The following is a 22,453-nucleotide window of genomic DNA, read 5'->3' on the forward strand; positions in this document are numbered from 1 at the left end:
GCGGGTCAGTGGTTTTTGCAGGACTGCCACCGACATTTTGCGGTAGACGAGTGCAGCCACGGTGGCTACGGAGCGAAGTCTCGATGACCTATCAATGAACTGCCGGTGGATTAGCTGAATGTCCTCAACCTGTTTCGGCTCGACCCCACTGGCAAGAAGGGAGGTATCAAGACCCGCCGCCTGGTTGCATCCACCTCCGATACCTATCGCGCTGCACTTCTCGGGCTTGGCCAGCCTTCAAGCGATTGCCCTGCGTCGGTGCCCTGGAAGATTGCAGTTTCTGCGGGCTGCACGGCACTGCGATGCGAACAACGCAACGCTTGCGAGGATCGCCTCACGGCATTCGTCGTCGCTCGACAGCGAGAAGTGGCGTTTCGTGATGCGCTGATGGATACGCGGTGCGCACGGCGCACCCTGCGGGCCCGGCGAGGCTTGAGCGGCTGCATGCATTTCGCACCAGGCTGGCGCGTGACAGCGATTGTGCGACCTGTTGTGGTGCGGGCTGGGCGGCTGGGCGTCGCCCCACCGCCTGCCCAGGGCCGTTGTTGGCGATCTGGCATCCTTTTTTCATGGGCAAGCGCATCCACTGCAAGCCGGGCTCTGCCTCGTAAGCCTTGTGACCATTCGCGCCCCCGGGCGCCGGGTAATGAAGCCCGATCCACCAGCCTGCTGGTCGATCGGGCTTTTTTCGTTTCTGGGAACACGGAAAAATGCGTCGAACACTGCCCATCGGCCTGCTGCTCTCCACCGACGGCACCTACCGCCGGATGGCCCGCCATGCGTTGGCTGGCGCCCGCGATGCCTTGGCCGAGATCAATGCCGACCCGCAGCTGGACTTCCAGCTGGCCGCCACCCACTGCAACCCGCGTGGCGAGCTGAGCCGCTACGGCGAGGCAACCGCCGCGCTGATGCAGCAGGGCGTGCGGCACCTGTTCGGCACCATCACCTCGGCCAGCCGCAAGGAAATCATTCCCGACCTGGAACAGCAGGGCGGGCTGCTCTGGTATGGCTGCCCCTACGAGGGCTTCGAGAGCAGCGAGAGCGTGCTCTACCTCGGCGCCTGCCCGAACCAGACGCTGGTGCCGCTGCTGCGCTACGCGCTGGCCACCTTCGGCGCGCGCGGCTACCTGATCGGCTCGAACTACGTGTGGGGCTGGGAGAGCAACCGGATCGCCCGCGAGGTGCTGGAGCTGGCCGGCGGCCGGGTGCTCGGCGAGAAGTACGTGCACCTGGGCGGCACCGGCTTCGCCGAGGCGATTCCCACGCTCATGGGCCAGGCGCCCTCGTTCGTGCTGAACAACCTGGTGGGCGAGTCCTCCTACGCCTTCCTGCGCGAGCTGGACGCCGCCTGCGCGCAGGCCGGCATCCGCCTGCCGGTGCTCAGCTGCAACCTCACCGAGGCGGAGCTGGGCGAGGTCGGCGAGCGGCCGAACCTGCGCCTGCTGTCCTGCGGTCCGTTCTTCGAGAGCGTGCATGCCGAATTCAGCCGGTGCCAGCAACTGGTGCACGGGCTCGACCGCTGCTCGCACTACTACACCGGCGCCTACGTGGCGGTGCACGCCTTCGCCGAGGCCCTGCAGCACACCGGCAGCGACGCGCCCGAGGTGATCTGCGACTACCTCTACCGGCATCCGCTGCCCGGCGTGCTCGGCGAGCTGCGGGTGTCGTCGCGCAACAACCATTCGAGCCTGCCCTGCCACATCGCCGAGCTGCGCGCCGGCCGCTTCGAGCTGCTGCACAGCGAGGCCGCAGCGCTGCCCGCCGACCCCTACCTCACCGCCACCGACCTCGGCGCCTTCCAGGCGCTGCGTCACGAGGTCCCCCGGAAGCACCTGAGGATCGTCAAATGAAGTCCCTGTCGCGTCCCGATTTCGAGAACGGCCGGCTGCTGCTGGTCGACTGCGACGAGCGCACCCTGGCCAGCCTGCATAAGAGCCTGCGGCGCCTGGGCATCACCGCCGAGGCGGTGGCCGCCGACACGTTGCCGGCGCTCGATGGCTGCTTCGCCGCCATCGTCGAACTGGAGCATTTCGCCAGCCCGGCGACCCTGGCCCGACTCGAGGCCGCCGGCGTGCCGCTGATCGCGCTCACCGCCCACGAGACGCTGTCGCAGATCCAGCGCGCCATCGAGCTCGGCGTCACCGCACTACTGAACAAGCCGATCACCCAGGGCTCGGTGTACACTACGCTGATGATGGCCATCGGGCTGCGCGCGCGGCTGGCCGAGGCGAACCGGCAGCAGGCGGCGCTGGCCCGGCGGGTCGAGGCCGGGCCCTTGCTGGCGCGCACCCTGGCGCGGCTGATGGTGGAGCGGACGCTGACCGAGCAGCAGGCCTACGAGCAACTGCGCGAGCTGTCGATGCGCCTCAACCGCAGCGTCGAGGCGCTCTGTGCCGAATTCGAGGTCGACCGCCTGGGCGCCGATCCGCGGCAGGAGCGGCAGCGATGAACATCCTGCTGGCGCTGCTGCGGCGCCCCTCGGTGGCGCTGTCGCTGCTGTTCGTGCTGACCGTGGTGACCTTCGCCGTGCTGGCTCCCTGGCTCAGCCCCTACGACCCCTCCGAGCAGTACATCGAGGGCCTGTCGCTGGAAGGCGCGCCGCTGCCGCCGGATTCGACCTACTGGCTGGGCACCGACCTGCTCGGCCGCGACCTGTTCTCGCGGCTGGTCTACGGCGCGCGCACCTCGCTCTTCATCGGCCTGGTTGCCAACGGCCTGGCGGTGCTGATCGGCACCCTGGTCGGGCTCACCGCCGGCTTCGTGCGCGGCTGGCTGGGCAGCGTGCTGATGCGCTTTACCGACCTGATGATGGCCTTCCCGGCGCTGCTGCTGGCGATCGCGCTGGCGGCGATCTTCCAGCCGAGCGTGTGGATCGTCGCGCTGGTGATCGCCATGGTGAACTGGGTGCAGATCGCCCGGGTGATCTACTCGGAGACGGTGGCCCTGGCCGCGCGCGACTTCGTCGCGGTGGAGCGCACCCTCGGCGCCAGCGCCCGGCGCATCCTGTTCAGCCACCTGCTGCCGCACCTGCTGCCTACCATTCTGGTCTGGGCCACGCTGGGCATCTCCACAACCGTGCTGCTGGAGGCGACCCTGTCGTTCCTCGGCGTGGGCGTACAGCCGCCGACGCCGAGCTGGGGCAACATCATCTTCGAGAGCCAGACCTACTTCACCGAGGCGCCCTGGCTGGTGTTCTTTCCCGGGGCGGCCATCGTGCTGCTGTCGCTGGCCTTCAACCTGGTGGGCGACGCATTGCGCGACGAGCTCGACCCGACCCTGTCGGGGAGACGCTGATGGCTCCTTTCATCCTGCGCCGCCTCGGCTACTCGCTGCTGATCCTGCTCGGCGTCACCCTGATCACCTACCTGCTGCTGTTCATGCTGCCGGCCGACCCGGCGCGGCAAATCGCCGGGCGCAGCGCGACCCCTGAGGTGGTGGCCAGCATCCGCGCCCAGCTCGGGCTCGACCAGCCGTTCTACGTGCAGTACGGGCGCTACCTGGCCGGCCTGGTACAGGGCGACCTGGGCCGCTCGTACATCCAGCGCAGCGAGGTGGCCGAGCTGATCGGCGCACGGCTGAAGCCTTCGCTGCAGCTGATGGCCGCCGGCATCGGCTTCGAGCTGCTGATCGGCATCGGCCTCGGGGTGATCGCCGCGCTGCGCCGCGGCGGCTTCGCCGACAAGCTGCTGATGGCCTTCTCCTTCGTCGGCGTGTCGGCGCCGCAGTTCATCGCCGCCATGCTCGCGCTCTACTTCTTCGCGGTGAAGCTCGGCTGGTTCCCGCTCGGTGGCTACGGCGGCGTTGAGCACCTGCTGCTGCCGGCGCTGACCCTTGGCGTGCTCGGCAGCGGCTGGTACGCGCGCATGACCCGCTCCTCGATGATCGAGGTGCTGCACCAGGACTTCATCCGCACCGCCCGCGCCAAGGGCCTGAGCCGGCTGCGGGTGATCGCCCGCCACGTGCTGCCCAACGCCATCGTCCCGGTGATCCCGATGATCGGCATCGATATCGGCATTTTCATGGGCGGGCTGGTGGTGGTCGAGTCGGTGTTCGGCTGGCCGGGCATCGGCCAGCTCGCCTGGCAGGCCATCCAGCAGGTGGACATCCCGGTGATCGTCGGCGTGACCACCGTGTCGGCACTGGCCATCGTCCTCGGCAACCTGATCGCGGACCTCACCGTTCCACTGGTCGATCCGCGCATCGACGTCAAGAAACACTAACCAGAAAGAGGCAAGGAGCATGAAGCGCAAGGCAATTTCCCTGGCCATCGCGGCCACCCTGTTCGCCGGCCCGCTGCTGGCCGCCGAGCCCAAGGCCGGTGGCGACATCGTGGTGACCTACCAGAACGACGTGGCCACGCTAGACCCGGCGATCGGCTACGACTGGCAGAACTGGTCGATGATCAAGAGCCTGTTCGACGGCCTGATGGACTACAAGCCGGGCACCACCGAGCTGGAGAAGGACCTCGCCGAGGACTACGACATCTCCGAGGACGGCACCGTCTACACCTTCACCCTGAAGAAGGGCGTAAAGTTCCACAACGGCCGCGAGATGAAGGCCGCGGACGTCAAGTACTCGCTCGAGCGCACCGTCAACCCGAAGACCCAGAGCCCGGGCGCCGGCTTCTTCAACTCCATCGCCGGCTTCGACGCCATGGCCGAGGGCAAGGCCGAGACCCTGAGCGGCATTGAGGTGCTCGACGACTACACCGTGAAGATCACCCTGAGCGCGCCCAACGCCACCTTCCTACACGTGATGGCGATCAACTTCGCCTCGGTGGTGCCCAGGGAAGAGGCCGAGAAATGGGGCGCCGACTTCGGCAAGCACCCGGTCGGCACCGGCGCCTTCACCCTGGCCGACTGGCAGCTGGGCCAGAAGCTGGTGTTCAAGAAGAATCCGGACTACTACAAGGCCGGCATCCCGCGTCTGGACGGCATCACCTTCGAGGTCGGCCAGGAGCCCATGGTCGCCCTGCTGCGCCTGGAGAAGGGCGAGGTCGACATCGCCGGCGACGGCGTGCCGCCGGCCAAGTTCCTGCAGTTCCGCAAGGACCCGAAGTACAAGGACCTGCTGGTGGTCGGCGACCAGCTGCACACCGGCTACCTGACGCTGAAGACCACGCTGCCGCCGTTCGACAACCTCAAGGTGCGCCAGGCGGTGAACATGGCCATCAGTAAGGACCGCATCGTGCGCATCATCAACGGCCGCGCCACCCCGGCCAACCAGCCGCTGCCGCCGGCCATGCCCGGCTACGCCGAGGACTACCAGGGCTACGCCTACGATGTCGAGGACGCGAAGAAGCTGCTCGCCGAGGCCGGCTTCGCCGACGGCTTCGACACCGAGCTGTTCGTAATGAACACCGACCCGCAGCCGCGCATCGCCCAGTCGATCCAGCAGGACCTGGCCAAGGTCGGCATCCGCGCGCAGATCAAGTCGCTGGCGCAGGCCAACGTGATCGCCGCCGGCAGCGAGCCGAACCAGGCGCCGATGGTCTGGTCCGGCGGTATGGGGTGGATCGCCGACTTCCCGGATCCGTCGAATTTCTATGGGCCGATTCTCGGTTGCGCCGGGGCGGTCGATGGCGGCTGGAACTGGGCGCTGTACTGCAACAAGGCGCTCGATGCCAAGGCCGCGCAGGCTGATGCCATGGCCGACCCGGCGCAGGAAGCCGAGCGCATCGCGCTGTGGAAGGAGGTGTTCCTCGAGGCGATGGCCGACGCGCCCTGGGTACCGATCTTCAACGAGCAGCGCTTCACCGTGCGCTCGGCGCGCATGGCCGGCGACGACGCGCTCTACGTCGACCCGGTGCACGTGCCGGTCAACTACGACTACATCTCGGTGAAATAACCGCCGGGCAGCGGGCGCTCGCCGTCCCGCTGCCGCGGACCTGCTAGGAGGGCCTCGCCCCATGTGTCAGAACTGCTTGGTCAAGACGATTCACAGCGTCCACAGCCACTTCGGCTGGGACAACAGCTTCACCCCGGTGGAGCGGGTGGCGCCCGGCACTACCCTCGAGTTCGAATGCCACGACTCGTCCAACGGCCATTTCACCAAGGACTCCGTCGTCGCCGACGTCACCAGCATGCCGTTCGACCGGATCAACCCGGTCAGCGGCCCGGTGTTCGTCGAAGGCGCCATGCCCGGCGACGTGCTCAAGGTCACCATCGACAGCTTCAAGCCGTCCGGCTTCGGCTGGACCGCCAACATCCCCGGCTTCGGCCTGCTCGCCGACCAGTTCCTCGAACCGGCCCTGGCGCTCTGGCAGTACGACACCGAGAGCCTGGCGCCGGCCGCCTTCGGCGACTTCGCGCGGATACCGCTCAAGCCCTTCGCCGGCACCATCGGCGTCGCCCCGGCCGAATCCGGCCTGCACTCGGTGGTGCCGCCGCGGCGCGTCGGCGGCAACCTGGACATCCGCGACCTGGCCGCCGGCACCACCCTGTACCTGCCGGTGGAGGTCGAAGGTGCGCTGCTCTCCATCGGCGACACCCACGCCGCCCAGGGCGACGGCGAGGTCTGCGGCACGGCCATCGAAAGCCGGATGAACGCCGTGGTCACGCTCGACCTGATCAAGGGCGAGAAGCTCGCCGCGCCGCGCTTCAGCACTCCCGGGCCGGTCACCCGGCACCTCGACGGCACCGGCTACGAAGCCTTCACCGGGATTGGCCCGGACCTGATGCAGGCCGCCCGCGGCGCGGTCAGCAGCGCCATCGACTGGCTCTGCCGCGAGCACAGGATGCCGGCCGAACAGGCCTACATGCTCTGCTCGGTGTGCGGCGACCTGCGCATCAGCGAGATCGTCGACCTGCCCAACTGGGTGGTGTCCTTCTACGTGCCGAAGGTGGTGTTCGCCTGACGGCGACGCCCTTCCTCGCAGGAGCGAGCTTGCTCGTGAAAGGCGCTGGCGTCCCTCGCTCCTGCCAGAACATCTACAGAGAACCGCCGTGAACACCTCGACATCCCCCGACCGCCCCGTGCTCTCCGTCGAACGCCTGACCATCGACTTTGGCCCCAGGCGGGTGGTCGACGAGCTGAGCTTCGCCCTGCAACGCGGCCGCACGCTGTGCATCGCCGGCGAATCGGGCAGCGGCAAGTCGCTCACCTCGCTGGCGATCATGGGCCTGCTGCCGCGCGCCGCCAGCGTGCCCGGCGGGGCGATCATCTTCGAGGGCCGCGACCTGCTCGGCCTGCCCGAGCGGCAGCTGCAGCCGCTGCGCGGCAAGCGCCTGGGGATGATCTTCCAGGAGCCGATGACCTCGCTGAACCCGCTGATGACGGTCGGCCAGCAGCTCGAGGAAACGTTGCGCCGGCACGAGCCGCTGGGGCGCCGCGAGATCGCCCGGCGCGCCCGCGAGATGCTCGACGCGGTGCGCATGCCGCACGCCGAGAAGCGCCTGGCGCAGTACCCGCACGAGCTGTCTGGCGGCATGCGCCAGCGGGTGATGATCGCCATGGCGATGCTCTGCCGACCGGACGTGCTGATCGCCGACGAGCCCACCACCGCGCTGGACGTGACCATCCAGGCGCAGATCCTCGAACTCATGCGCGAGCTGCAGCAGAGCTTCGGCACCGGCCTGCTGCTGATCACCCACGACATGGGCGTGGTCGCCGAGATGGCCGACGAAGTGGTGGTGATGAACCAGGGGCGGATGGAGGAGCGGGCGCCGGTGCGCCAGCTGTTCGCCGCGCCCGCCGCGGCCTATACGCGCAAGTTGCTCGCCGCGGTGCCGGTGCTGGGCAGCGCCGGCGAGCCCGAGGCGCTCGGTGAACGCCCACCGCTGCTGGAGGTGAACGACCTGTGCGTGCGCTTTCCGGTGCGTGGCGGCTGGCTCGAACCGGTGCGCAACGTTCACGCGGTGGAGCACGTCAGCTTCACCCTGCGCCAGGGCGAAACCCTCGGGCTGGTGGGAGAGAGCGGCTGCGGCAAGTCCACCACCGGCAAGGCGCTGATGAACATGCTCGCCTACCAGGGCAGCGTGAAGCTCGACGGCCGCGAGCTCAACGGCCTGCAGGGCGAGGCGCTACAGGCCGTGCGGCGCGACGTGCAGATGATCTTCCAGGACCCCTACGCTGCGCTCAACCCGCGCAAGACGGTGCTGGAACTGGTCGGCGAGCCGCTGCTGATTCACGACCGCCTGCCGCTGGTCGAACGCCGCGAGCGGGTCGCCGCGCTGCTCGAGGACGTCGGCCTGGCCGCCGACGCCATGACCCGTTACCCGCACCAGTTCTCCGGCGGCCAGCGCCAGCGCCTCTGCATCGCCCGCGCGCTGTCGCTCAACCCGAAGCTGATCATCGCCGACGAATCGGTCTCGGCGCTGGACGTCTCGGTGCAGGCGCAGGTGCTGGAACTGCTCGAGCGGCTGCGCGAGACGCATGGTCTGAGCTACCTGTTCATCTCTCACGACCTGGCGGTGGTCGAGCGCATCTGTCACCGGGTGGCGGTGATGTATGGAGGGAAGATCGTCGAGATCGGTCGCCGCGACCAGGTGCTGCACAATCCGCGGCATCCCTACACGCGGCGCCTGCTAGAGGCGGTGCCCATGCCCGACGTCGACCGCCGGCGCGACTTCAAGGCGCTGCTCGAGGCCTTCGAGGCGCCCGATCCGATCAAGCCGCAGGGCTTCCGGGCGCCGCCGCAGCGCTTCGACGCGGTCGGCGAGGATCATCTGGTGGCGGTCTGAGCGCTGCGCCGGCAGGAGTGAGGGGTGCCAGCCCGCGCCTCCGTATCCAATACCAGACGCTGGATAGCTTCCATGAGAGTGGTAACGCTAACGACGAGGGGTTCTCCCTTCACAAAAGCCTGTGTTTTGATCGTATGAACGAGAACGGTTCTCTTCATGCGATTGCCCTGGTAAAGGGGGGCCTGACGAAGCCGGCTCGCGAATCAGCGAAACCGGATCAACCACACTTGGAGTTGCCGCAATTGAGGCAGGTCGCGCAGCCGTCCATCTGCACCACCGCCTGGGTGTTGCACTTGTTGCACAGCTGCGCGCCGGCCGGGAAACCCTCGCCCGGCTCGACCGCCACCGCACCCTGGCTCGCCTCGTAGGCGGCACGCTTCTCGGCCAGGTACTTGAGCTGGGTCTCGTCCAGCGCATGGCCTTCGAGCATGCCGATGGCGATCAGATGGCGCTCCAGCACTGCGCCGATCTCGGCGACGATCGACGGCATGTAGACGCCGCCCTTCTTCAGGTAGCCGCCACGCGGGTCGAATACCGCCTTCAGTTCCTCCACCAGGAAGGTGCAGTCGCCGCCCTTGCGGAACACCGCGGACATGATCCGGGTCAGCGCGACGATCCACTGGAAGTGGTCCAGAGAGCGCCTCGGCTTTTTTTCGCAACACCAGCAGAGCCGCGGTTTCTGCCAGCGCCGCATCCTTGCGCCGCAGTTCACGCTCCAGCTGCTTGATGCGCTTCTTCGCGGCCTTTTCCTCTTCGCGTTCGCGCCGGGTCTTGCTCGGCTGAGCCAGGCTGTTGGCCTGCTCGCAGGCTTCGCGCCAGGCGTTGATCTGCTCGACATACAGGCCTTTGCGCCGGCAGTACTCCGCCAGCTCAGCCGCATTGAGGCTGGCGCTTTCCAGCACCACCCGAAACTTGTCCTGGCTCGACCACTGGTCGGCCTGCTGTCCATCTCCCGGCACCACTGCTCCCGCTGCTCTGGCCTGTTTGCGCCAAGCATACAGGGTGGCATCAGTAATGCCTGTCGCTTCCACCAGCTCCGGCACCGTCCGGTTCAAGGGCGGCATCATCTGCCGCACCACCCACTCCCGATGCTCTATCGAATAACGCGCCACACGGCTCTCACTTACGCCCACCGACCAAGACTCATCGAATCAACTCACACGACAACTATCCTGACGCGGCGGGTCGGAGATACGCTCTACCTCCTTGAGGAGTATGTGGGCACGACCCGCTGCCTAGTGCTCAGTAAGTCACCGCGCATTCCTGATCGCGTGGATGAGCTGGTTGGCCACTGGGAGTCGTTTGGCAACGCCTCTGCCGAGATAAACGCCAAGGACGAGTGAGCTGACTACCCAGCCTCCTACCCGCGAATCCCGGTGCTTGTCGCTCTGCCATTGCCTCCTGCAGGAGCAGAGTCCTTAATGCATAGACACGTGCCGATAGCTTTTGGTCAACCAAAGTCCTGGGTTGCGCATATGTAACAGCACAGGACAAAAGCAGGTTTGTGCGAATTCAGGCGCAGCACGACTGTAGTCGAGCATTCCACGCGCCGATGGAGCCGGAGCGGTGCCAGGTACCAGCGATCTGTTAACCTCCACTGAGCCACGATGCTCGCTGCATGTCGCGAGCCGAACTCAGGCTCAATGAAACGACGTTAGGACGCGCCAGGGTCTGGCTAGTGGTCAAAAATCGATATTCCGGATTTCGTTTTTTGTGCCAAGAGTAACTGCCCTCAGATGTCGCTATTCGCCTTAAACTGCAAGACGCAGTTAAAGACGAAACCCTTGCAGTACGGCACTTAGAGGCATTTTTGGACGCTTGCCGCCAACCAAGATTCCTGTACCGCATTAGTCTCCGAAGGAGGGGTCGTGGGTTCGAATCCCGCCGGATGCGCCAGATCGATGTCCCGACCGTCCCATGACGGTCGCGGCACCCCGGAAAGCCCGCCTCGCGCGGGCTTTTTCGTTTCCGCCGTTCGGCGTGCGCATCGCATCACATCGCGGCGCTCACGCCCGGCCCGGCTCGGTGCGGGTCTGCTCGCGCAGCAGTTCGAGGTAGCGCCTGGCTGCCAGCCCGAGCGGGCGGCTCTTCAGCCAGACGACATCGACCCACAGCCGCATCTGGTTGGCCATGTCGGCGAACGCGACGTGCTCCAGCGCACCGGATGCGATCAGCGGCTGCACCAGCGGCTGGGGCAGGTAGGCCCAGCCGATCCCCGCCTGCACCAGGCCCAGCGTGGCCAGGTAGCTGTCGGTCAGCCAGACCCTGTGGGACAGCACGATCTGCGGGTCCGACGCCTTGGGGTCGCCAAGCGCGACGACGATCTGCCGGCGTTCGGCCAGGCCGGATTCGCTCAGCGCCGCCTGGCTGTAGCCGGGCGCCGCGACGGCGGCCAGCAACTGGCTCCCCGCCTCGACGAAGGCCTCGCGCTCGTCGATCCCCGGGCGTTCGAACACCAGCGCCAGCTGCACGCTGCCCTCATGCAGCATGCGCGTGGCATCGGCCTGGGCAGCGGAGCGGACTTCGATCTCCAGCGTCGGGAACTCACGCGCCAGCGTCGACAGCGGCTGGCTCCAGGCGCCGCTCTGCAGCTCCGGCGCCATGGCCAGCACCAGCCGCGGCTCGAGCCCGGCATGCAGCTGCAGGGCGTGCGCGTCCAGCAGGTTGAGCTGGCCCGCCACCTGCCGCGCCTGGGGCTCCAGCGCCCTGGCCGCAGCCGTCGGCAGCGCCCGGCGGGAGGAGCGGTCGAACAGCTCCAGGTCCAGCTCCGCCTCCAGCTGGGAAATCGCCATGTTCACCGCCGACGGCACACGCCCCAGGGCCCTGGCAGCCGCCGAGAACGAGCCGGCATCCAGCACGGCGAGGAAGACTTTCAGGGATTCGCTGGTGAAGGCCATAGGGTTGTCAGTTCTGCTGATAACGGTTGTCTTTTTCTATCAGCTAAACGCCTTTAGCTTCCAGCTCAAGACAGCCATGCGGGAGAAAAACCATGTCCGAACCAGTATTGATGGGCCAGGTAGCCCTGGTCAGCGGGGCCGGCAGCGAATCGGGGATCGGCATGGCCATCGCGCGGCGCCTGGGGCGTGCCGGCGCGAAGCTGATCGTCACCGCCAGCAGCGCGCGCATCGCCGAGCGGGTGACCGAGTTGCGCGCGGAAGGGTTCGACGCGCAGGGGCAGGCAGCGGACCTCACCGACGAAGCCGCCGTGCACGAACTTCTCGCCTGGGCGCAGGCGCAATGGGGACGCATCGACATCCTGGTGAACAACGCCGGCATGGCGATGCAGGGCAGCCCGGAACCCTTCGCCGAGGTGGCGGGCATGAGCCTGGAGATGTGGAACCTGTCGCTCGCGCGCAACCTCACCACCGCCTTCCTGCTGACCCGGGGCGTGCTGCCGGGCATGCGCGCCCGTCGCTACGGCCGCATCGTCAACATCAGCTCCACCACCGGGACCCGCGGCAGCAACCCGGGCGAGGCCGCCTACAGCGCGGCCAAGGCCGGGATGCTGGGGATGAACATGGGGCTGGCGCTGGAAGTCGCGCGGGAGGGCATCACCGTCAACTCGGTGGCCCCGGGGTGGATCGCCACCGCCTCGAGCACGCCCGAAGAGCAGCATGCGGCGCAGTTCGTCCCCATCGGCCGGGCCGGCCGCCCCGAGGAAATCGCCGCAGCCGTGGCCTTTCTCGCCTCGCCCGAGGCCAGCTACATCACCGGCGAAGTGCTGGTGGTCGACGGCGGCAACTGCCTCGTGGAAAACAAGGCGCCCTGAGCGCAGCCCTTAGCCATGCGAGAGAACAGCCCATGAATCCTGTAGTCCTGATCACCGGTGCCGCCGGCGGCGTCGGCCGCGCGTTGGTGGAACGATTCATCCAGGGCGGCTGGCGTGTGTTCGCCACTGACCAGAACGCTCCCTCACTCCAGGCCCTGGCCAGCGAGCAGCCCCTGGCCGGCCACCTGGCCGTGGACATCCGCCAACCCAGCGCCTGCCGCGAGGTCGTCGAGGCCGTCATCGCGGCGACCGGCCAGCTGGACGGACTGATAAATGCAGCAGGCGTGTGGCGCGAAGGGCCGGTCGAAACCTGCTCGGAAGAGGATTTCGACCTGGTCCTGGACGTCAACCTGAAAGGCACCTTCTTCATGTGCGCAGCGGCCATCCCGGCGCTGCGCCAGAGCCGGGGCAGCATCGTCAACATCTCCAGCGACGCCGGGCGCCAGGGCAACCGCAACGCCGCCGCCTACTGCGCGAGCAAGGGCGGCGTCACGCTGCTGACCAAGACCCTGGCGCTGGACCTCGCGCCCGATGGCGTGCGCTGCAATGCGGTCTCCCCGGGCGACATCGAGACGCCGATGCTGAAGTTCCAGGCGCAGCGCTACGGCAACGGCGATCCACAGGGCTACTACCGCGAACTGCTGGCCAAGTACCCGCAAGGCGCCGACGCGCGCTTCATACAACCGGCCGAAGTGGCCGAGCTGGCCTACTTCCTCTGCCAGCCGGCCGCCGCCTCGATCACCGGGGCCGATATGGCGATCGACCGTGGGGTGTCGGCGGGGAACTGACTGGTGGGCGCCACGAGCATAGCCACGACAACACAGCGCTCGGGACGCACTTGCAACCTCATCACCGCAGTTGTGTGCGCAACACCGAGTGGGGTGGCAGGAAGACCGTCAGCGGCTATGAATGCTCAGCTACGCGGCAATGGCAGTACGACGACCCGACAACCCACAACGCCCTCTCGAAGGTAGCCCTTGCCATCGAAGGCCGTTGTAAGCGTCTGGTTTGCAACTGCCTCTTCAGCCAGCTCTCCATCAGCAAGGATGGTTTGGGCATGCTTGCCGATGTTCCGCTCCCTACCCGGTGGGAGCCGCGTCGCTGAACGCTCCGCCCGGCCACCACCCTCAACCACCCTGCCCCGCCACCATCAGCGTGAGCCGCGCATCCACCTTGCCGATGGCCACCTTGTCGAGGCTGGCCTCGGTGAGGATGACGCCGCGCTTGCCCAGCTCGGCCAGCCACTTCAGCATCGATTCGAACGAGGCCTGGGTCAGGGTGACCAGCAGGCCGCCGTTGCCTTCGTTGTCGAAGCGTTCCAGGGTCAGCCCCTGCTTCTGCGCGGTGCTGGTGACCAGGCCCTGCAGCTGGTCGGGGGCGAGCTCCACCTGGGCGCTGGCGGCCTGGCGGCGGGCCTGCCCGGCGTTGGCCTGGATGTAGGTGAACAGCGCCTGCTGCTGTTGCTGGTAAGTACGGGCGCGCTCGACCCGGGCGGCCACCGGCGACCAGACCGCCAGGTAGAACAGCGCCAGGGCGAGGAAACCACCCAGCAGTTGCAGGGCCAGGCGATCACGCGGCGGCAGGTGCTGCCAGCGCTGCCACAGGGGGGATTGCTCCAGCCCTTCGCGCAGGCGCGTGCGGATGTCCGTCAGGGCGTTCATGCGCCACCTCCCAGTACCACGCGGGCGGTCACGCCCCCTTCCTCACGGCTGGCCGAACCCAGCTGCACGCTGAGGCCAGCCTTGACCAGGCGCTTGCGCAGCTTCTCCAGGTCGGCGAAATCCTTGGCGCGGACCTGCAGCGCCAGGTCGCCCCGGGTCTGGCTGTAGTCGACGTTGGTCACCGTCAGCGCCGACCGGGCCTCGGCGATGGCGCTGGAAGCCTGGTCCAGCAGGCTGATGAAGCCGCCCTGCGCGCGGGTGCCCTGGCTCAGGTGTTCGGCGAACTGGGCCTTGAGGTTGACGATGCGCTTGTCCTCGGGGAACAGCTGGCGATAGAGCGCGTGGCTGGATTCCAAATAGGCATCGCCACTGCGCTCCAGCAACCAGGCCTGCAACAGGTTGAAGGCGAGCAACAGCACCACGGCGACACCGGCCAGGGCCGCGAACGGGCGCCACACCGTCCAGGCGCGGTTCTCGCTGCGCGGCGCGAACTCGCCCTGGGCGAGATCGATGGCGCCGGCGCGACCGGCCGCCAGCAGGCGGTAGGGCTCGGCCTCTTCACGTGGCTGGGTATCCGCCGCGCACAGGGCGCCGAGGGCCGGCCAGTGCGCGAAGGGGAAGGCCAGGCGCGTCTCGCAGGCGCCGCCCAGCAAGGCGCGCTCGCCGATCACCAGCAGCTGTTCGCCGTCGCGGGGCAGCAGGTCCGCGTCCATATGGATGGCGGCGACCTTCACGCCGAAGTCTTCCAGCTCCTCCAGCCAGGCGGCCAACTGGGCACGGCGCAGCACCAGCACCGGGTAGCGGCCATCGGCCAACTGGGCACCCAGGGCCAGGTGGAACAGCTCGACATCCTCGGCGAGCATTTCCTCCACCGCATAGGGCAGCGCCTGGTGCATCAGCCGCGCCTTCTGCGTCGGCAGGCCCACCACGAAGGCACTGGCCGCCTCCATGGGCAGCACCAGCGCCACCGGCCGCCCCTGCAGCAGCGCGGCGCATTCGGCCAGCGGCAGGCTGTGGCCTTCTCCGGTCGCCTCCTGCCAGTGCACCTGACACGCGGGGCCGAGGACCGCCCCGCCGGAGGGCGGGATGAACAGGCAATCCATGATCATTCTTCCTGTGGTTCGAGGGGCGCCTGGGCCAGGTAGCCCGGCTGCCCGAGATCACGCTTGAGCACGCGGACCACGCCCTTCGGGTCGCGCTGCAGGGTGCTGAGCAACACCACCTTGCGCTCGCCCAGGCGCACTTCGCTGCGCACCTGGAAATAGGCGCTGCCCACCCCCAGGCCCGCCGCGCGCACGCCGGTGCCGGCCATGGCCGGCTGGTCGAGGAAGGCGCGGATGTCCGGGTAGCCTTCACGCCCACGCCCGCTGAGCAGCGACTGGGCGGCGGCCGGGTCGAGGTTGTCGGCGAGGCAGGAGAGCACCAGGGGGCTGGCGGTGTTGACGTTGAGCGGCACCTTGGCCGGCAGCGTGGAGACCCAGGGGGCGAGCAGGCGGTAATCCTCCTCGCTCATGTCCAGCAGCAGGCGCAGTTCGGAGACGTCCTGCAGCTCGCGGCCGGCGGTGCGATAGGGGGGTTGGGCGAGCAGGTACTGGTTGTCCTCGGCGCCGTATTCGCCGCTGGGCTCCTGGTCCTTGTCCAGCCAGTCCACCAGGCGGTCGGCGTAGGGCTTTTCGATCTTCAGGCGCAGCAGCAGGCGGTTGAAGCGCTCGACGGAGAGCTTGTCCACCTTGTCGCCCTGCACCAGGCTGTTGAGGTTGAAGCGCCCGGCCAGGTCTTCGATGTGCACGCCGATCTCGCCCTGGTCGATGGGGAATACCGGCAGCGGCCGGGCCCAGTCCTCCAGGGGGTGGTCGATGGGTGCGCGCGGGTCGCTGCCCGGCTTCTTCAGGTCACGCAGCAGCACCGACTGGCCCAGGGCCTCGCCGCCCAGGGCGTAGTGCCAGGCCTGCTGGATGGCGATGCGGTTGGCGGCGCCACGGATCGACAGCTGCTGACGGAGGATGAGCCCCGCGCAGATGACGGTGACGATGGAGACCACCAGCAGCACGGTGACCAGGGCGACGCCCCGCTGGCGGGTCATGCGCCCTTCTCCTTGCCGGCGTCCGGCTTGGGTTCGGGGGTCGGTTTCCTGTCGTCGTCGGGGGGGGTACCGCCGTCGCTGGGCTGCTCTTCGACGCCCATTTCCGGCAACCGGTAGAGCCGGGTCAGCCCGCCGTAGTGGCGGTGCTCCAGCTTGAGTTCGACCGCCACGGGCAGGCGCCCGCGTGCCTTGGCCGGGTCGGAATCGCCCAGGCTCGGCGGCCACTGTTCCTGCCACTGGCCCTTGTCGTCGAGGTAGCGCAGCTCCACGGAGCTGACGCCTTCGAGCACCTTCTGCACCCTCGGCGGGCTGTCCACGGCCTGGTCGAGCACGGACCAGTAGACGCGCTCCAGGGTCGAGCCGGCCAGGCGCCAGCGCACCCGCTGCAACTGCGAGCGGCTGCTGCCCAGGGGGTTGCGCCAGCCGGCACGGCTGAATTCCAGGGCGGCGGTGCCGTCGGTGGCGCCCAGCTCGCCGACCAGGGCGCCGCGCTCGTCGCCATAGGCGTCGCGCACCACACGGGGCAGCGCCTGGCCCAGGTCACGGTCGATGGAGGCGAAGGCACGGCCCAGTTCGCGTAGGGATTTCTCGTGCTCGCGGGTCACCTCGTCGGCCTTCATCACCGTCGCCAGCATGCGGTAGGTGCCGAGGCCGAGCAGGGCGAAGATGGCGATGGCGATCATCACTTCCAGCAGAGTGAAACCGCGTTGCCGGCTCATCCACGCACCGCCAGGAAGCCGGTGAGGCTGAACACGGAGCGTTCCTTGACCGGCGCACCGCCGCCGCGCTCGGGCTTGGGTGCCACCCAGACGGTGACGCGGCGCAGACCCTTGTCGCTGGTGGCCTCGATCTCGCTGTGGGTCTCCCACTGGCGGCCGCCATATTCCAGCACCTTGTCCTCGCGCCCCTCGCCCGGGGTGGGCAGCTTGATCTGCAATTCGGTGATGCGGTTGTCGGCGATCCAGCCGGCCAGGGTCTTGTCTTCCAGCTGCCCGGCGACGATCAGGCTGCGGCTGGCGGCGGTCAGCACCGAGGCGGCGACCGTGGCGAAGATGGCCAGGGCGATCAGCACTTCCAGCAGGGTGAAGCCACGGGCGCGGCGCATGCTCATCGCTCCTTGGCCTGCTCGGCGCTGGGCAGCTGGTAGCCGTCGCTGGCCAGGGCATAGGCGTTGCCGTCGGCGCGGCGCTCTTCCAGGCGCAGGCTGAAGGGCGTGAGCTCGCCGCTGGAGAGGATCAGCACCTGGGGCACGGGCTTTTCCTTGCGCGTATCCTGCTCGGGCACGTCCTTGGCCAGGCCGGGGCGGCTCTCTTCCCTGGCCTTGGGCTCCGGCAGCTTGAGGGCCTCCCCTTCCAGCTCCAGGCTCAGGCGCATCCAGGCGGCGGGGCGTCGCTCCGGGCGGGTGGCGTCGTCGGCCCAGGTGCCGGAGGCGTTGTCGTAGGCCAGCACGCGGTAGCTTTCGGCCGTCACCAGCAAGCCGTACTCGCGGCCGTCCAGCACCGCTTCGTCGGCGAGGATGGCGATCGTCGCCGCCAGGCGCTCGGCTTCGTCACGCAGCTCGCGGCCGCTGCTGGCATTGCCGTTGGCGAGCACGGCCACGCTGACCAGGCAGCCGATGATCACCAGGACCACCAGCAGCTCGATCAGGGTGAAGCCGCGCTCGCGCTCCATCAGTTGTCCCAGTTACCGATGTCGGCATCGGCGTCGGTGCCGCCTTCCTTGCCGTCGGCGCCGAAGGAGTACAGGTCGTAGGCGCCCTTGGTGCCCGGGGACAGGTACTGGTACGGGTTGCCCCAGGCATCCACCGGCAGGCGCTTGAGGTAGCCGTCCTTGTTCCAGTTCTTCGGCTGCGGGTTACCGCTGGGCTTCTTCACCAATGCCTCCAGGCCCTGCTGGGTGCTGGGGTAGGCGAAGTTGTCGAGCTTGTACATGTCCAGCGAGGCACCGATGGCCTTGATGTCGCCTTTGGCGACGGTGACCTTGGCCTGGTCCGGGCGGTTCATCACCTGGGGCACCACCAGGGCGGCGAGGATGCCGAGGATGACCACCACCACCATGATTTCGATGAGGGTGAAGCCTGCTTGCGTACGGCCTGTTTTCACGCGGTTACCCCACGAGCTGGTTGAGGGAAAGGATGGGCAGGAGGATGGCGAGGACGATGACCAGCACCACCGCGCCCATGAACACCAGCATGAAGGGCTCGAACAGCCCCACCAGCATGGCGATGCGGGCGGCCAGGTCGTTCTCCTGGTTGCGCGCGGTGCGGGCCATCATCTGGTCCAGCTCGCCGGACTTCTCGCCGCTGGCGATCATGTGCAGCATCATCGCGGGGAACTCGCCGGTCTGCTCCAGGGCGCGGGTCAGGCTGCTGCCTTCGCGCACCTTCTGCGCCGCCACTTCCACCTTGGCGCGGATGGCGCGGTTGGCCACCACCTGGGCGGCGATGCTCAGCGCCTCCACCAGCGGCACGCCGCTCTTGGTGAGGATGGCCAGGGTGGAGGCGAAGCGCGCGGTGTCGGTGGCGCGCACCAGGCGCCCCACCAGCGGGATGCGCAGCAGGATGACGTGGAAGCGCAGGCGCGCAGCGTCCCTGCGCAGCGACGCCTTGAGCGCGCTGATGCCGGCCACCGCCAGCAGCAGGATCAGCCAGCCCCAGTGCTTGACCACCTCGCTGGCGGCGATCAGGCCACGGGTCAGGGCCGGCAGCTCCTGCCCGGTGTTGACGAAGACCTTGACCACGTCGGGCACCACGTAGCCCAGCAGGAAGCCGACGATGCCGAGGGAAGCGCACATCAGGATCACCGGGTAGAGCAGCGCGAGCTGGACCTTCTGCCGCGATTGCTGGCGTTGCTCGGTGTAGTCGGCCAACTGCTCCAGCACCGGGCCGAGGTGGCCGGCGTGCTCCCCCGCCGCGACCGTGGCGCGGTACAGGTCGGGGAAGGCACTGGGGAATTCCTTGAGGGCACCGGCCAGGCTGTGGCCTTCGAGCACCTTGGAACGCACCGCCAGCATCATGGCCTTGACCCGGCCGCTCTCGCTCTGCGCGGCGACGGCACCGAGCGCCTCCTCGATGGGCATGGCGGCCTGCACCAGGGTGGCCATCTGCCGGGTGAGCAGGGCCAGTTCCATGGCCGAGAGCCCGCGCTGGAAACTCCAACGGCTGCCCACCGATTCCTGGCGGGTGCGGGTGGGTTTCACATCCAGCGGGGCGAGCTGGCGGTCGCGCAGCAGCTGGCGCACCTGGCGGGCGCTGTCGCCCTCCATCACGCCCTTCTTCTGCTGGCCCCGGCTGTCCAGGGCGATGTATTCGAAGGCAGCCATTTATTCTTCCCGGGTCACGCGCAGCACTTCTTCCACCGTGGTCACGCCTTCGAGGATCTTGCGCCGGCCGTCATCGCGGATGCTGGGGCCGCTGGTGCGGGCGTGGCGGGTCATCTCCTGTTCGGAGGCGCCGTTGTGGACCAGGGTGCGCATGTGGTCGTCGAAGACCACCAGTTCGTAGATGCCGGTGCGGCTGCGGTAGCCGGACTGGTTGCATTCGGCGCAGCCCCGCGCGCGGTGGAGCGTCGGCGGCTGCGCCGGGTCGAGCCCCAGCACGCCGCACTCGGCGGCGTCCGCCTGGTAGGGCTCCTTGCAGTGGGAACAGAGCACGCGCACCAGGCGCTGGGCGAGCACGCCGAGCAGGGAGGACGACAGCAGGAAGGGCTCGACGCCCATGTCCACCAGGCGGGTGATGGCGCCGATGGCACTGTTGGTGTGCAGGGTGGACAGCACCAGGTGACCGGTGAGGGAGGCCTGCACGGCGATCTCGGCGGTCTCGCGGTCGCGGATCTCACCGACCATCACCACGTCCGGGTCCTGGCGCAGGATGGCGCGCAAGCCCCGGGCGAAGGTCATGTCGACCTTGGCGTTGACCTGGGTCTGGCCGATGCCTTCGAGGTTGTATTCGATGGGGTCTTCCACCGTGAGGATGTTGCGGGTGCCGTTGTTCAGCGTCACCAGGCTGGCGTAGAGGGTGGTGGTCTTGCCCGAGCCGGTGGGGCCGGTGACCAGCAGGATGCCGTGGGGCTTGCGCACGGTCTCCTCCATCTGCGAGCGGTCGCGCGCACTCATGCCCAGATGCTGCAGGGTCAGGCGCCCGGCCTGCTTGTCCAGCAGGCGCAATACCACGCGCTCGCCGTTGGCCGACGGCAGCGTGGAGACGCGGATGTCCACTTCACGCCCGGCCACGCGCAGGGAGATTCGGCCGTCCTGGGGCACACGCTTCTCGGCGATATCCAGCTTGGCCATGACCTTGATCCGCGACACCAGCAGCGCCGCCAGCTCACGCCGGGGCTGCACCATCTCGCGGAGGATGCCGTCGATGCGGAAGCGCACCACGAGGCGCTTCTCGAAGGTCTCGACATGGATGTCGGAAGCGTTCTCCTTGATGGCCTCGCCGAGGATGGCGTTGATCAGGCGGATGATCGGCGCATCGTCCTCCTGCTCCATCAGGTCTTCGGTTTCCGGCACCCGTTCGGCCAGGCTGGCGAGGTCGAGCTCATCGCCCAGGCCCTCCACCATCTGCATGGCGGCCGAGGAATCATGCTGGTAGGCCAGGCTCAGCGCGGCATCGAATGTCGCCGCGTCCAGCTCCTGGAACGCCAGGGGCCGCCCGACGAAACGCAACGCCTCCCCCACCGCCGCCAAGGCCGTGCCCGGTCGGTACACCAGCCGCGCCCCATCCACCCCGACCTGGACCAGCACGCCGTGGCGCTTGGCATAGGCGAACGGCAACCGACGCAGGCTGACGGCCTCGGCAGGGGAGTCGACGGGATCGAGAGGGCTGGCGCTGGGCATCGCAGAATCCATTGCGTTGGAGGCCGACGGACAGCAGGCGGAGTCCCGGCCTGCCAAAGCCTAGAGAGCCACCGCCCCCCGGGCGGGGAGCGATGGCACGGTGCAATTAAATCACAGATGAAGTGCCCGGGAATGGGCGGGAAAGCGAGGAATGTGGGGTGGTTCCGATGCCGGGAGATGGCGCGACGAATGGCGCGCCTGCACAGGCTACAAGCCAACTGTAAGACTGGGTGTGCGGAGCCTATTCGATCAGCTCGTGATACTCACACTCGATGGCCTCGTCTGTGACATTGCAACGATAGACCTCTTCATCCCCCTGTGATTCTCCCTCGAGATCCTCAAGCCCTACCACATCGAGCAACTGGAGCATGTCTTCCAGGAAGGTGTCGCCATGCGCCTCCATCTCCCAGGCCCAGGTGAAACGTCCATCCGCAACCGCAGCTCTCCTGAAGGAGCTGAAGAAGAGAGCGTACTTGGCAAGGGGCTGGAAGCATTCCAAGGCGTATTCATCCAGCCCGGCGAAAGCACTTTCCAGCTGCTGGAGCTCCATCCCTGCAGCCGCCTGTTCCAGTAGCGCAAGAATGATCGGATAACGGTCCGACGTTGCGTTGCCACTGATGCTTATGAAGTAAGGAGTAGCCATTTCAGTTCTTGACCAAGGCCCAGATGTCGAGCAGCAACTTAGGAGCGCTGCCTGTTTCTAGATCGTTCTTGAAGTCACTCAGGAAACGGGCACGGGTTTCAATATTGATATCAGGTCGGCGAGGGAACTTCCCCTTGTCAGCCATAAGCATCAGCTCTTTCATAGAGCTTAAAAAATGCTGCGAAAAAGAGCCGCTCCACACGCCCACTTGCTCAGCAAAGCCTATTCGCTTGCCTTGCAGCACCAAAGGAGACTTTCCAATAAATCTATAGAAGAAGCCCCAAGACGAGGCGAATTTACTCTCATCAAAACAGGCAGCATCCCAAGCTTCCCGGTTTTGAGATTTCAACCACGCCAGTACGCCGCTAATCCATGCTTCGAAATAAGCACCACGAAGACTGCAATTTTTTTCAAATTCCAAGAATTCAAGCAACTCGAGCTGCTGCTCGATGGCCAACCCCACATACAGGAAATCAGTCAGCAAAAGGGTATCGAGGCACGCCTGCGTGTACTCCTTGCCCAGCGATTCGGATACATGCTCGTTGCCATCATCATCTCGAAACCGCTTGCGCTGCTCCAAGATCGAAAACCACCGAGCCTGACTCTGCTCCGGATGCCAAAAAAGCTCTCTGACTTTTAGAAAATCGGGCGCGTCTTCCTCTACAACGCCGTCGAAATAGAGCGCCCGCAGCCGCTCAACTTCACCTGCGCTGCACCAATCAAAATAATCGGCACGTTCAAGTCGGGCCCAAAGCTCTTCACGGTTCATACGTGGTC

21 protein-coding genes and 3 pseudogenes are annotated in these 22,453 nt (G+C 67.3%); 10 read left to right on the forward strand and 14 right to left on the reverse strand.

Annotation, left to right across the window (positions count from 1 at the left end; all coding sequences use genetic code 11):
* Nucleotides 1–710 precede the first annotated feature (710 nt).
* From DMX10_RS12485 to DMX10_RS12515, 7 genes are all read left to right on the forward strand, one after another.
* Entirely contained in the window at nt 711–1,850 is a 1,140-nt protein-coding gene (locus DMX10_RS12485; RefSeq protein ID WP_111261364.1) for a transporter substrate-binding protein, read from the forward strand.
* Complete coding sequence (locus tag DMX10_RS12490; protein WP_003160980.1) at nt 1,847–2,449, forward strand: ANTAR domain-containing response regulator; 603 nt, start codon at nt 1,847–1,849, stop codon at nt 2,447–2,449. Before DMX10_RS12485 ends, DMX10_RS12490 begins: the two co-directional genes overlap by 4 nt.
* Complete coding sequence (locus DMX10_RS12495; RefSeq protein ID WP_003160981.1) at nt 2,446–3,294, forward strand: ABC transporter permease; 849 nt, start codon at nt 2,446–2,448, stop codon at nt 3,292–3,294. The genes DMX10_RS12490 and DMX10_RS12495 overlap by 4 nt, the downstream gene beginning before the upstream one ends.
* Nucleotides 3,294–4,220, forward strand: coding sequence for an ABC transporter permease (locus DMX10_RS12500; protein WP_003160982.1), 927 nt, complete (start codon nt 3,294–3,296; stop codon nt 4,218–4,220). The genes DMX10_RS12495 and DMX10_RS12500 overlap by 1 nt, the downstream gene beginning before the upstream one ends.
* A 19-nt stretch (nt 4,221–4,239) precedes the next feature.
* Nucleotides 4,240–5,847 carry an ABC transporter substrate-binding protein gene (locus DMX10_RS12505; RefSeq protein ID WP_003160983.1) on the forward strand — a complete coding sequence of 536 codons (1,608 nt, stop codon included), beginning with the start codon at nt 4,240–4,242 and terminating at the stop codon, nt 5,845–5,847.
* 61 nt (nt 5,848–5,908) lie between these two features.
* On the forward strand, nt 5,909–6,856 hold the full coding sequence (locus DMX10_RS12510) for an acetamidase/formamidase family protein (protein WP_058131193.1): 948 nt from the start codon (nt 5,909–5,911) through the stop codon (nt 6,854–6,856).
* Between the two features lie 88 nt (nt 6,857–6,944).
* Nucleotides 6,945–8,681, forward strand: coding sequence for an ABC transporter ATP-binding protein (locus tag DMX10_RS12515; RefSeq protein ID WP_058131192.1), 1,737 nt, complete (start codon nt 6,945–6,947; stop codon nt 8,679–8,681).
* Nucleotides 8,682–8,898: 217 nt separating this feature from the next.
* Here the strand turns inward: DMX10_RS12515 and DMX10_RS12520 are convergent.
* Together DMX10_RS12520 and DMX10_RS33170 are read right to left on the reverse strand one after the other, a co-directional pair.
* Nucleotides 8,899–9,321 (reverse strand): annotated as a pseudogene (locus DMX10_RS12520) (NrdJb); the annotation flags it as partial.
* A gap of 7 nt (nt 9,322–9,328) precedes the next feature.
* Nucleotides 9,329–9,793 (reverse strand): annotated as a pseudogene (locus DMX10_RS33170) (transposase); the annotation flags it as partial.
* Between the two features lie 72 nt (nt 9,794–9,865).
* Here DMX10_RS33170 and DMX10_RS12530 point away from each other — a divergent pair.
* A pseudogene (locus DMX10_RS12530) lies at nt 9,866–10,024 on the forward strand (AbrB/MazE/SpoVT family DNA-binding domain-containing protein); the annotation flags it as partial.
* Between the two features lie 663 nt (nt 10,025–10,687).
* Here the strand turns inward: DMX10_RS12530 and DMX10_RS12535 are convergent.
* On the reverse strand, nt 10,688–11,578 hold the full coding sequence (locus DMX10_RS12535; RefSeq protein WP_111261365.1) for a LysR family transcriptional regulator: 891 nt from the start codon (nt 11,576–11,578) through the stop codon (nt 10,688–10,690).
* A 92-nt stretch (nt 11,579–11,670) separates the two neighbouring features.
* On the opposite strand from DMX10_RS12535, the gene DMX10_RS12540 reads away from it, so the two are divergent.
* Both DMX10_RS12540 and DMX10_RS12545 read left to right on the forward strand, forming a co-directional pair.
* On the forward strand, nt 11,671–12,450 hold the full coding sequence (locus tag DMX10_RS12540; RefSeq protein ID WP_178082945.1) for an SDR family NAD(P)-dependent oxidoreductase: 780 nt from the start codon (nt 11,671–11,673) through the stop codon (nt 12,448–12,450).
* Nucleotides 12,451–12,482: 32 nt separating this feature from the next.
* On the forward strand, nt 12,483–13,238 hold the full coding sequence (locus DMX10_RS12545) for an SDR family NAD(P)-dependent oxidoreductase (protein ID WP_111261367.1): 756 nt from the start codon (nt 12,483–12,485) through the stop codon (nt 13,236–13,238).
* A 339-nt stretch (nt 13,239–13,577) separates the two neighbouring features.
* On the opposite strand, the gene DMX10_RS12555 is transcribed toward DMX10_RS12545, so the two are convergent.
* The 11 genes from DMX10_RS12555 to DMX10_RS12605 all read right to left on the reverse strand — a co-directional run bounded on the left by DMX10_RS12555 (nt 13,578) and on the right by DMX10_RS12605 (nt 22,445).
* Nucleotides 13,578–14,111: a type II secretion system protein M gene (locus DMX10_RS12555; protein WP_111261368.1), complete on the reverse strand. Its 534-nt coding sequence runs from the start codon at nt 14,109–14,111 to the stop codon at nt 13,578–13,580.
* Entirely contained in the window at nt 14,108–15,214 is a 1,107-nt protein-coding gene (gene gspL, locus DMX10_RS12560; protein ID WP_111261369.1) for a type II secretion system protein GspL, read from the reverse strand. The genes DMX10_RS12555 and gspL overlap by 4 nt, the downstream gene beginning before the upstream one ends.
* Before the next feature lie 2 nt (nt 15,215–15,216).
* On the reverse strand, nt 15,217–16,194 hold the full coding sequence (gene gspK / locus DMX10_RS12565; protein WP_111261370.1) for a type II secretion system minor pseudopilin GspK: 978 nt from the start codon (nt 16,192–16,194) through the stop codon (nt 15,217–15,219).
* Nucleotides 16,191–16,913: a type II secretion system minor pseudopilin GspJ gene (gene gspJ / locus DMX10_RS12570; protein ID WP_111261371.1), complete on the reverse strand. Its 723-nt coding sequence runs from the start codon at nt 16,911–16,913 to the stop codon at nt 16,191–16,193. The genes gspK and gspJ overlap by 4 nt, the downstream gene beginning before the upstream one ends.
* A complete protein-coding gene (gene gspI / locus DMX10_RS12575) occupies nt 16,910–17,299 on the reverse strand; it encodes a type II secretion system minor pseudopilin GspI (protein ID WP_158545599.1) in 390 nt (129 codons plus the stop codon). The genes gspJ and gspI overlap by 4 nt, the downstream gene beginning before the upstream one ends.
* A 2-nt stretch (nt 17,300–17,301) precedes the next feature.
* A complete protein-coding gene (gspH, locus tag DMX10_RS12580; protein WP_111261373.1) occupies nt 17,302–17,868 on the reverse strand; it encodes a type II secretion system minor pseudopilin GspH in 567 nt (188 codons plus the stop codon).
* Nucleotides 17,865–18,296: a type II secretion system major pseudopilin GspG gene (gene gspG / locus DMX10_RS12585; RefSeq protein WP_111261374.1), complete on the reverse strand. Its 432-nt coding sequence runs from the start codon at nt 18,294–18,296 to the stop codon at nt 17,865–17,867. The genes gspH and gspG overlap by 4 nt, the downstream gene beginning before the upstream one ends.
* 4 nt (nt 18,297–18,300) lie before the next feature.
* On the reverse strand, nt 18,301–19,515 hold the full coding sequence (gene xcpS / locus DMX10_RS12590; protein ID WP_111261375.1) for a GspF family T2SS innner membrane protein variant XcpS: 1,215 nt from the start codon (nt 19,513–19,515) through the stop codon (nt 18,301–18,303).
* Nucleotides 19,516–21,033 carry a type II secretion system ATPase GspE gene (gene gspE, locus DMX10_RS12595; RefSeq protein ID WP_111261376.1) on the reverse strand — a complete coding sequence of 506 codons (1,518 nt, stop codon included), beginning with the start codon at nt 21,031–21,033 and terminating at the stop codon, nt 19,516–19,518.
* A gap of 241 nt (nt 21,034–21,274) precedes the next feature.
* Nucleotides 21,275–21,676: a hypothetical protein gene (locus DMX10_RS12600; protein ID WP_111261377.1), complete on the reverse strand. Its 402-nt coding sequence runs from the start codon at nt 21,674–21,676 to the stop codon at nt 21,275–21,277.
* 1 nt (nt 21,677) lies between these two features.
* The gene (locus DMX10_RS12605) at nt 21,678–22,445 is read right to left on the reverse strand and encodes a hypothetical protein (RefSeq protein WP_111261378.1); all 768 of its coding nucleotides are present in this window, start codon (nt 22,443–22,445) and stop codon (nt 21,678–21,680) included.
* Nucleotides 22,446–22,453: the final 8 nt, after the last annotated feature.

Origin of the sequence: Pseudomonas sp. 57B-090624 (genome assembly GCF_003234055.1) — a bacterium.
Taxonomy (GTDB): domain Bacteria; phylum Pseudomonadota; class Gammaproteobacteria; order Pseudomonadales; family Pseudomonadaceae; genus Metapseudomonas; species Metapseudomonas tohonis.

Excerpts from the sequence above, each read along its gene's own strand:
- DMX10_RS12485 (WP_111261364.1), top strand. The coding sequence starts at position 711 with ATGCGTCGAACACTGCCCATCGGCCTGCTGCTCTCCACCGACGGCACC.
- DMX10_RS12490 (WP_003160980.1), top strand. The coding sequence starts at position 1,847 with ATGAAGTCCCTGTCGCGTCCCGATTTCGAGAACGGCCGGCTGCTGCTG.
- DMX10_RS12495 (WP_003160981.1), top strand. The coding sequence starts at position 2,446 with ATGAACATCCTGCTGGCGCTGCTGCGGCGCCCCTCGGTGGCGCTGTCG.
- DMX10_RS12500 (WP_003160982.1), top strand. The coding sequence starts at position 3,294 with ATGGCTCCTTTCATCCTGCGCCGCCTCGGCTACTCGCTGCTGATCCTG.
- DMX10_RS12505 (WP_003160983.1), top strand. The coding sequence starts at position 4,240 with ATGAAGCGCAAGGCAATTTCCCTGGCCATCGCGGCCACCCTGTTCGCC.
- DMX10_RS12510 (WP_058131193.1), top strand. The coding sequence starts at position 5,909 with ATGTGTCAGAACTGCTTGGTCAAGACGATTCACAGCGTCCACAGCCAC.
- DMX10_RS12535 (WP_111261365.1), bottom strand. The coding sequence starts at position 11,578 with ATGGCCTTCACCAGCGAATCCCTGAAAGTCTTCCTCGCCGTGCTGGAT.
- DMX10_RS12540 (WP_178082945.1), top strand. The coding sequence starts at position 11,671 with ATGTCCGAACCAGTATTGATGGGCCAGGTAGCCCTGGTCAGCGGGGCC.
- DMX10_RS12545 (WP_111261367.1), top strand. The coding sequence starts at position 12,483 with ATGAATCCTGTAGTCCTGATCACCGGTGCCGCCGGCGGCGTCGGCCGC.
- DMX10_RS12555 (WP_111261368.1), bottom strand. The coding sequence starts at position 14,111 with ATGAACGCCCTGACGGACATCCGCACGCGCCTGCGCGAAGGGCTGGAG.
- gspL (WP_111261369.1), bottom strand. The coding sequence starts at position 15,214 with ATGGATTGCCTGTTCATCCCGCCCTCCGGCGGGGCGGTCCTCGGCCCC.
- gspK (WP_111261370.1), bottom strand. The coding sequence starts at position 16,194 with ATGACCCGCCAGCGGGGCGTCGCCCTGGTCACCGTGCTGCTGGTGGTC.
- gspJ (WP_111261371.1), bottom strand. The coding sequence starts at position 16,913 with ATGAGCCGGCAACGCGGTTTCACTCTGCTGGAAGTGATGATCGCCATC.
- gspI (WP_158545599.1), bottom strand. The coding sequence starts at position 17,299 with ATGCGCCGCGCCCGTGGCTTCACCCTGCTGGAAGTGCTGATCGCCCTG.
- xcpS (WP_111261375.1), bottom strand. The coding sequence starts at position 19,515 with ATGGCTGCCTTCGAATACATCGCCCTGGACAGCCGGGGCCAGCAGAAG.
- gspE (WP_111261376.1), bottom strand. The coding sequence starts at position 21,033 with ATGCCCAGCGCCAGCCCTCTCGATCCCGTCGACTCCCCTGCCGAGGCC.
- DMX10_RS12600 (WP_111261377.1), bottom strand. The coding sequence starts at position 21,676 with ATGGCTACTCCTTACTTCATAAGCATCAGTGGCAACGCAACGTCGGAC.
- DMX10_RS12605 (WP_111261378.1), bottom strand. The coding sequence starts at position 22,445 with ATGAACCGTGAAGAGCTTTGGGCCCGACTTGAACGTGCCGATTATTTT.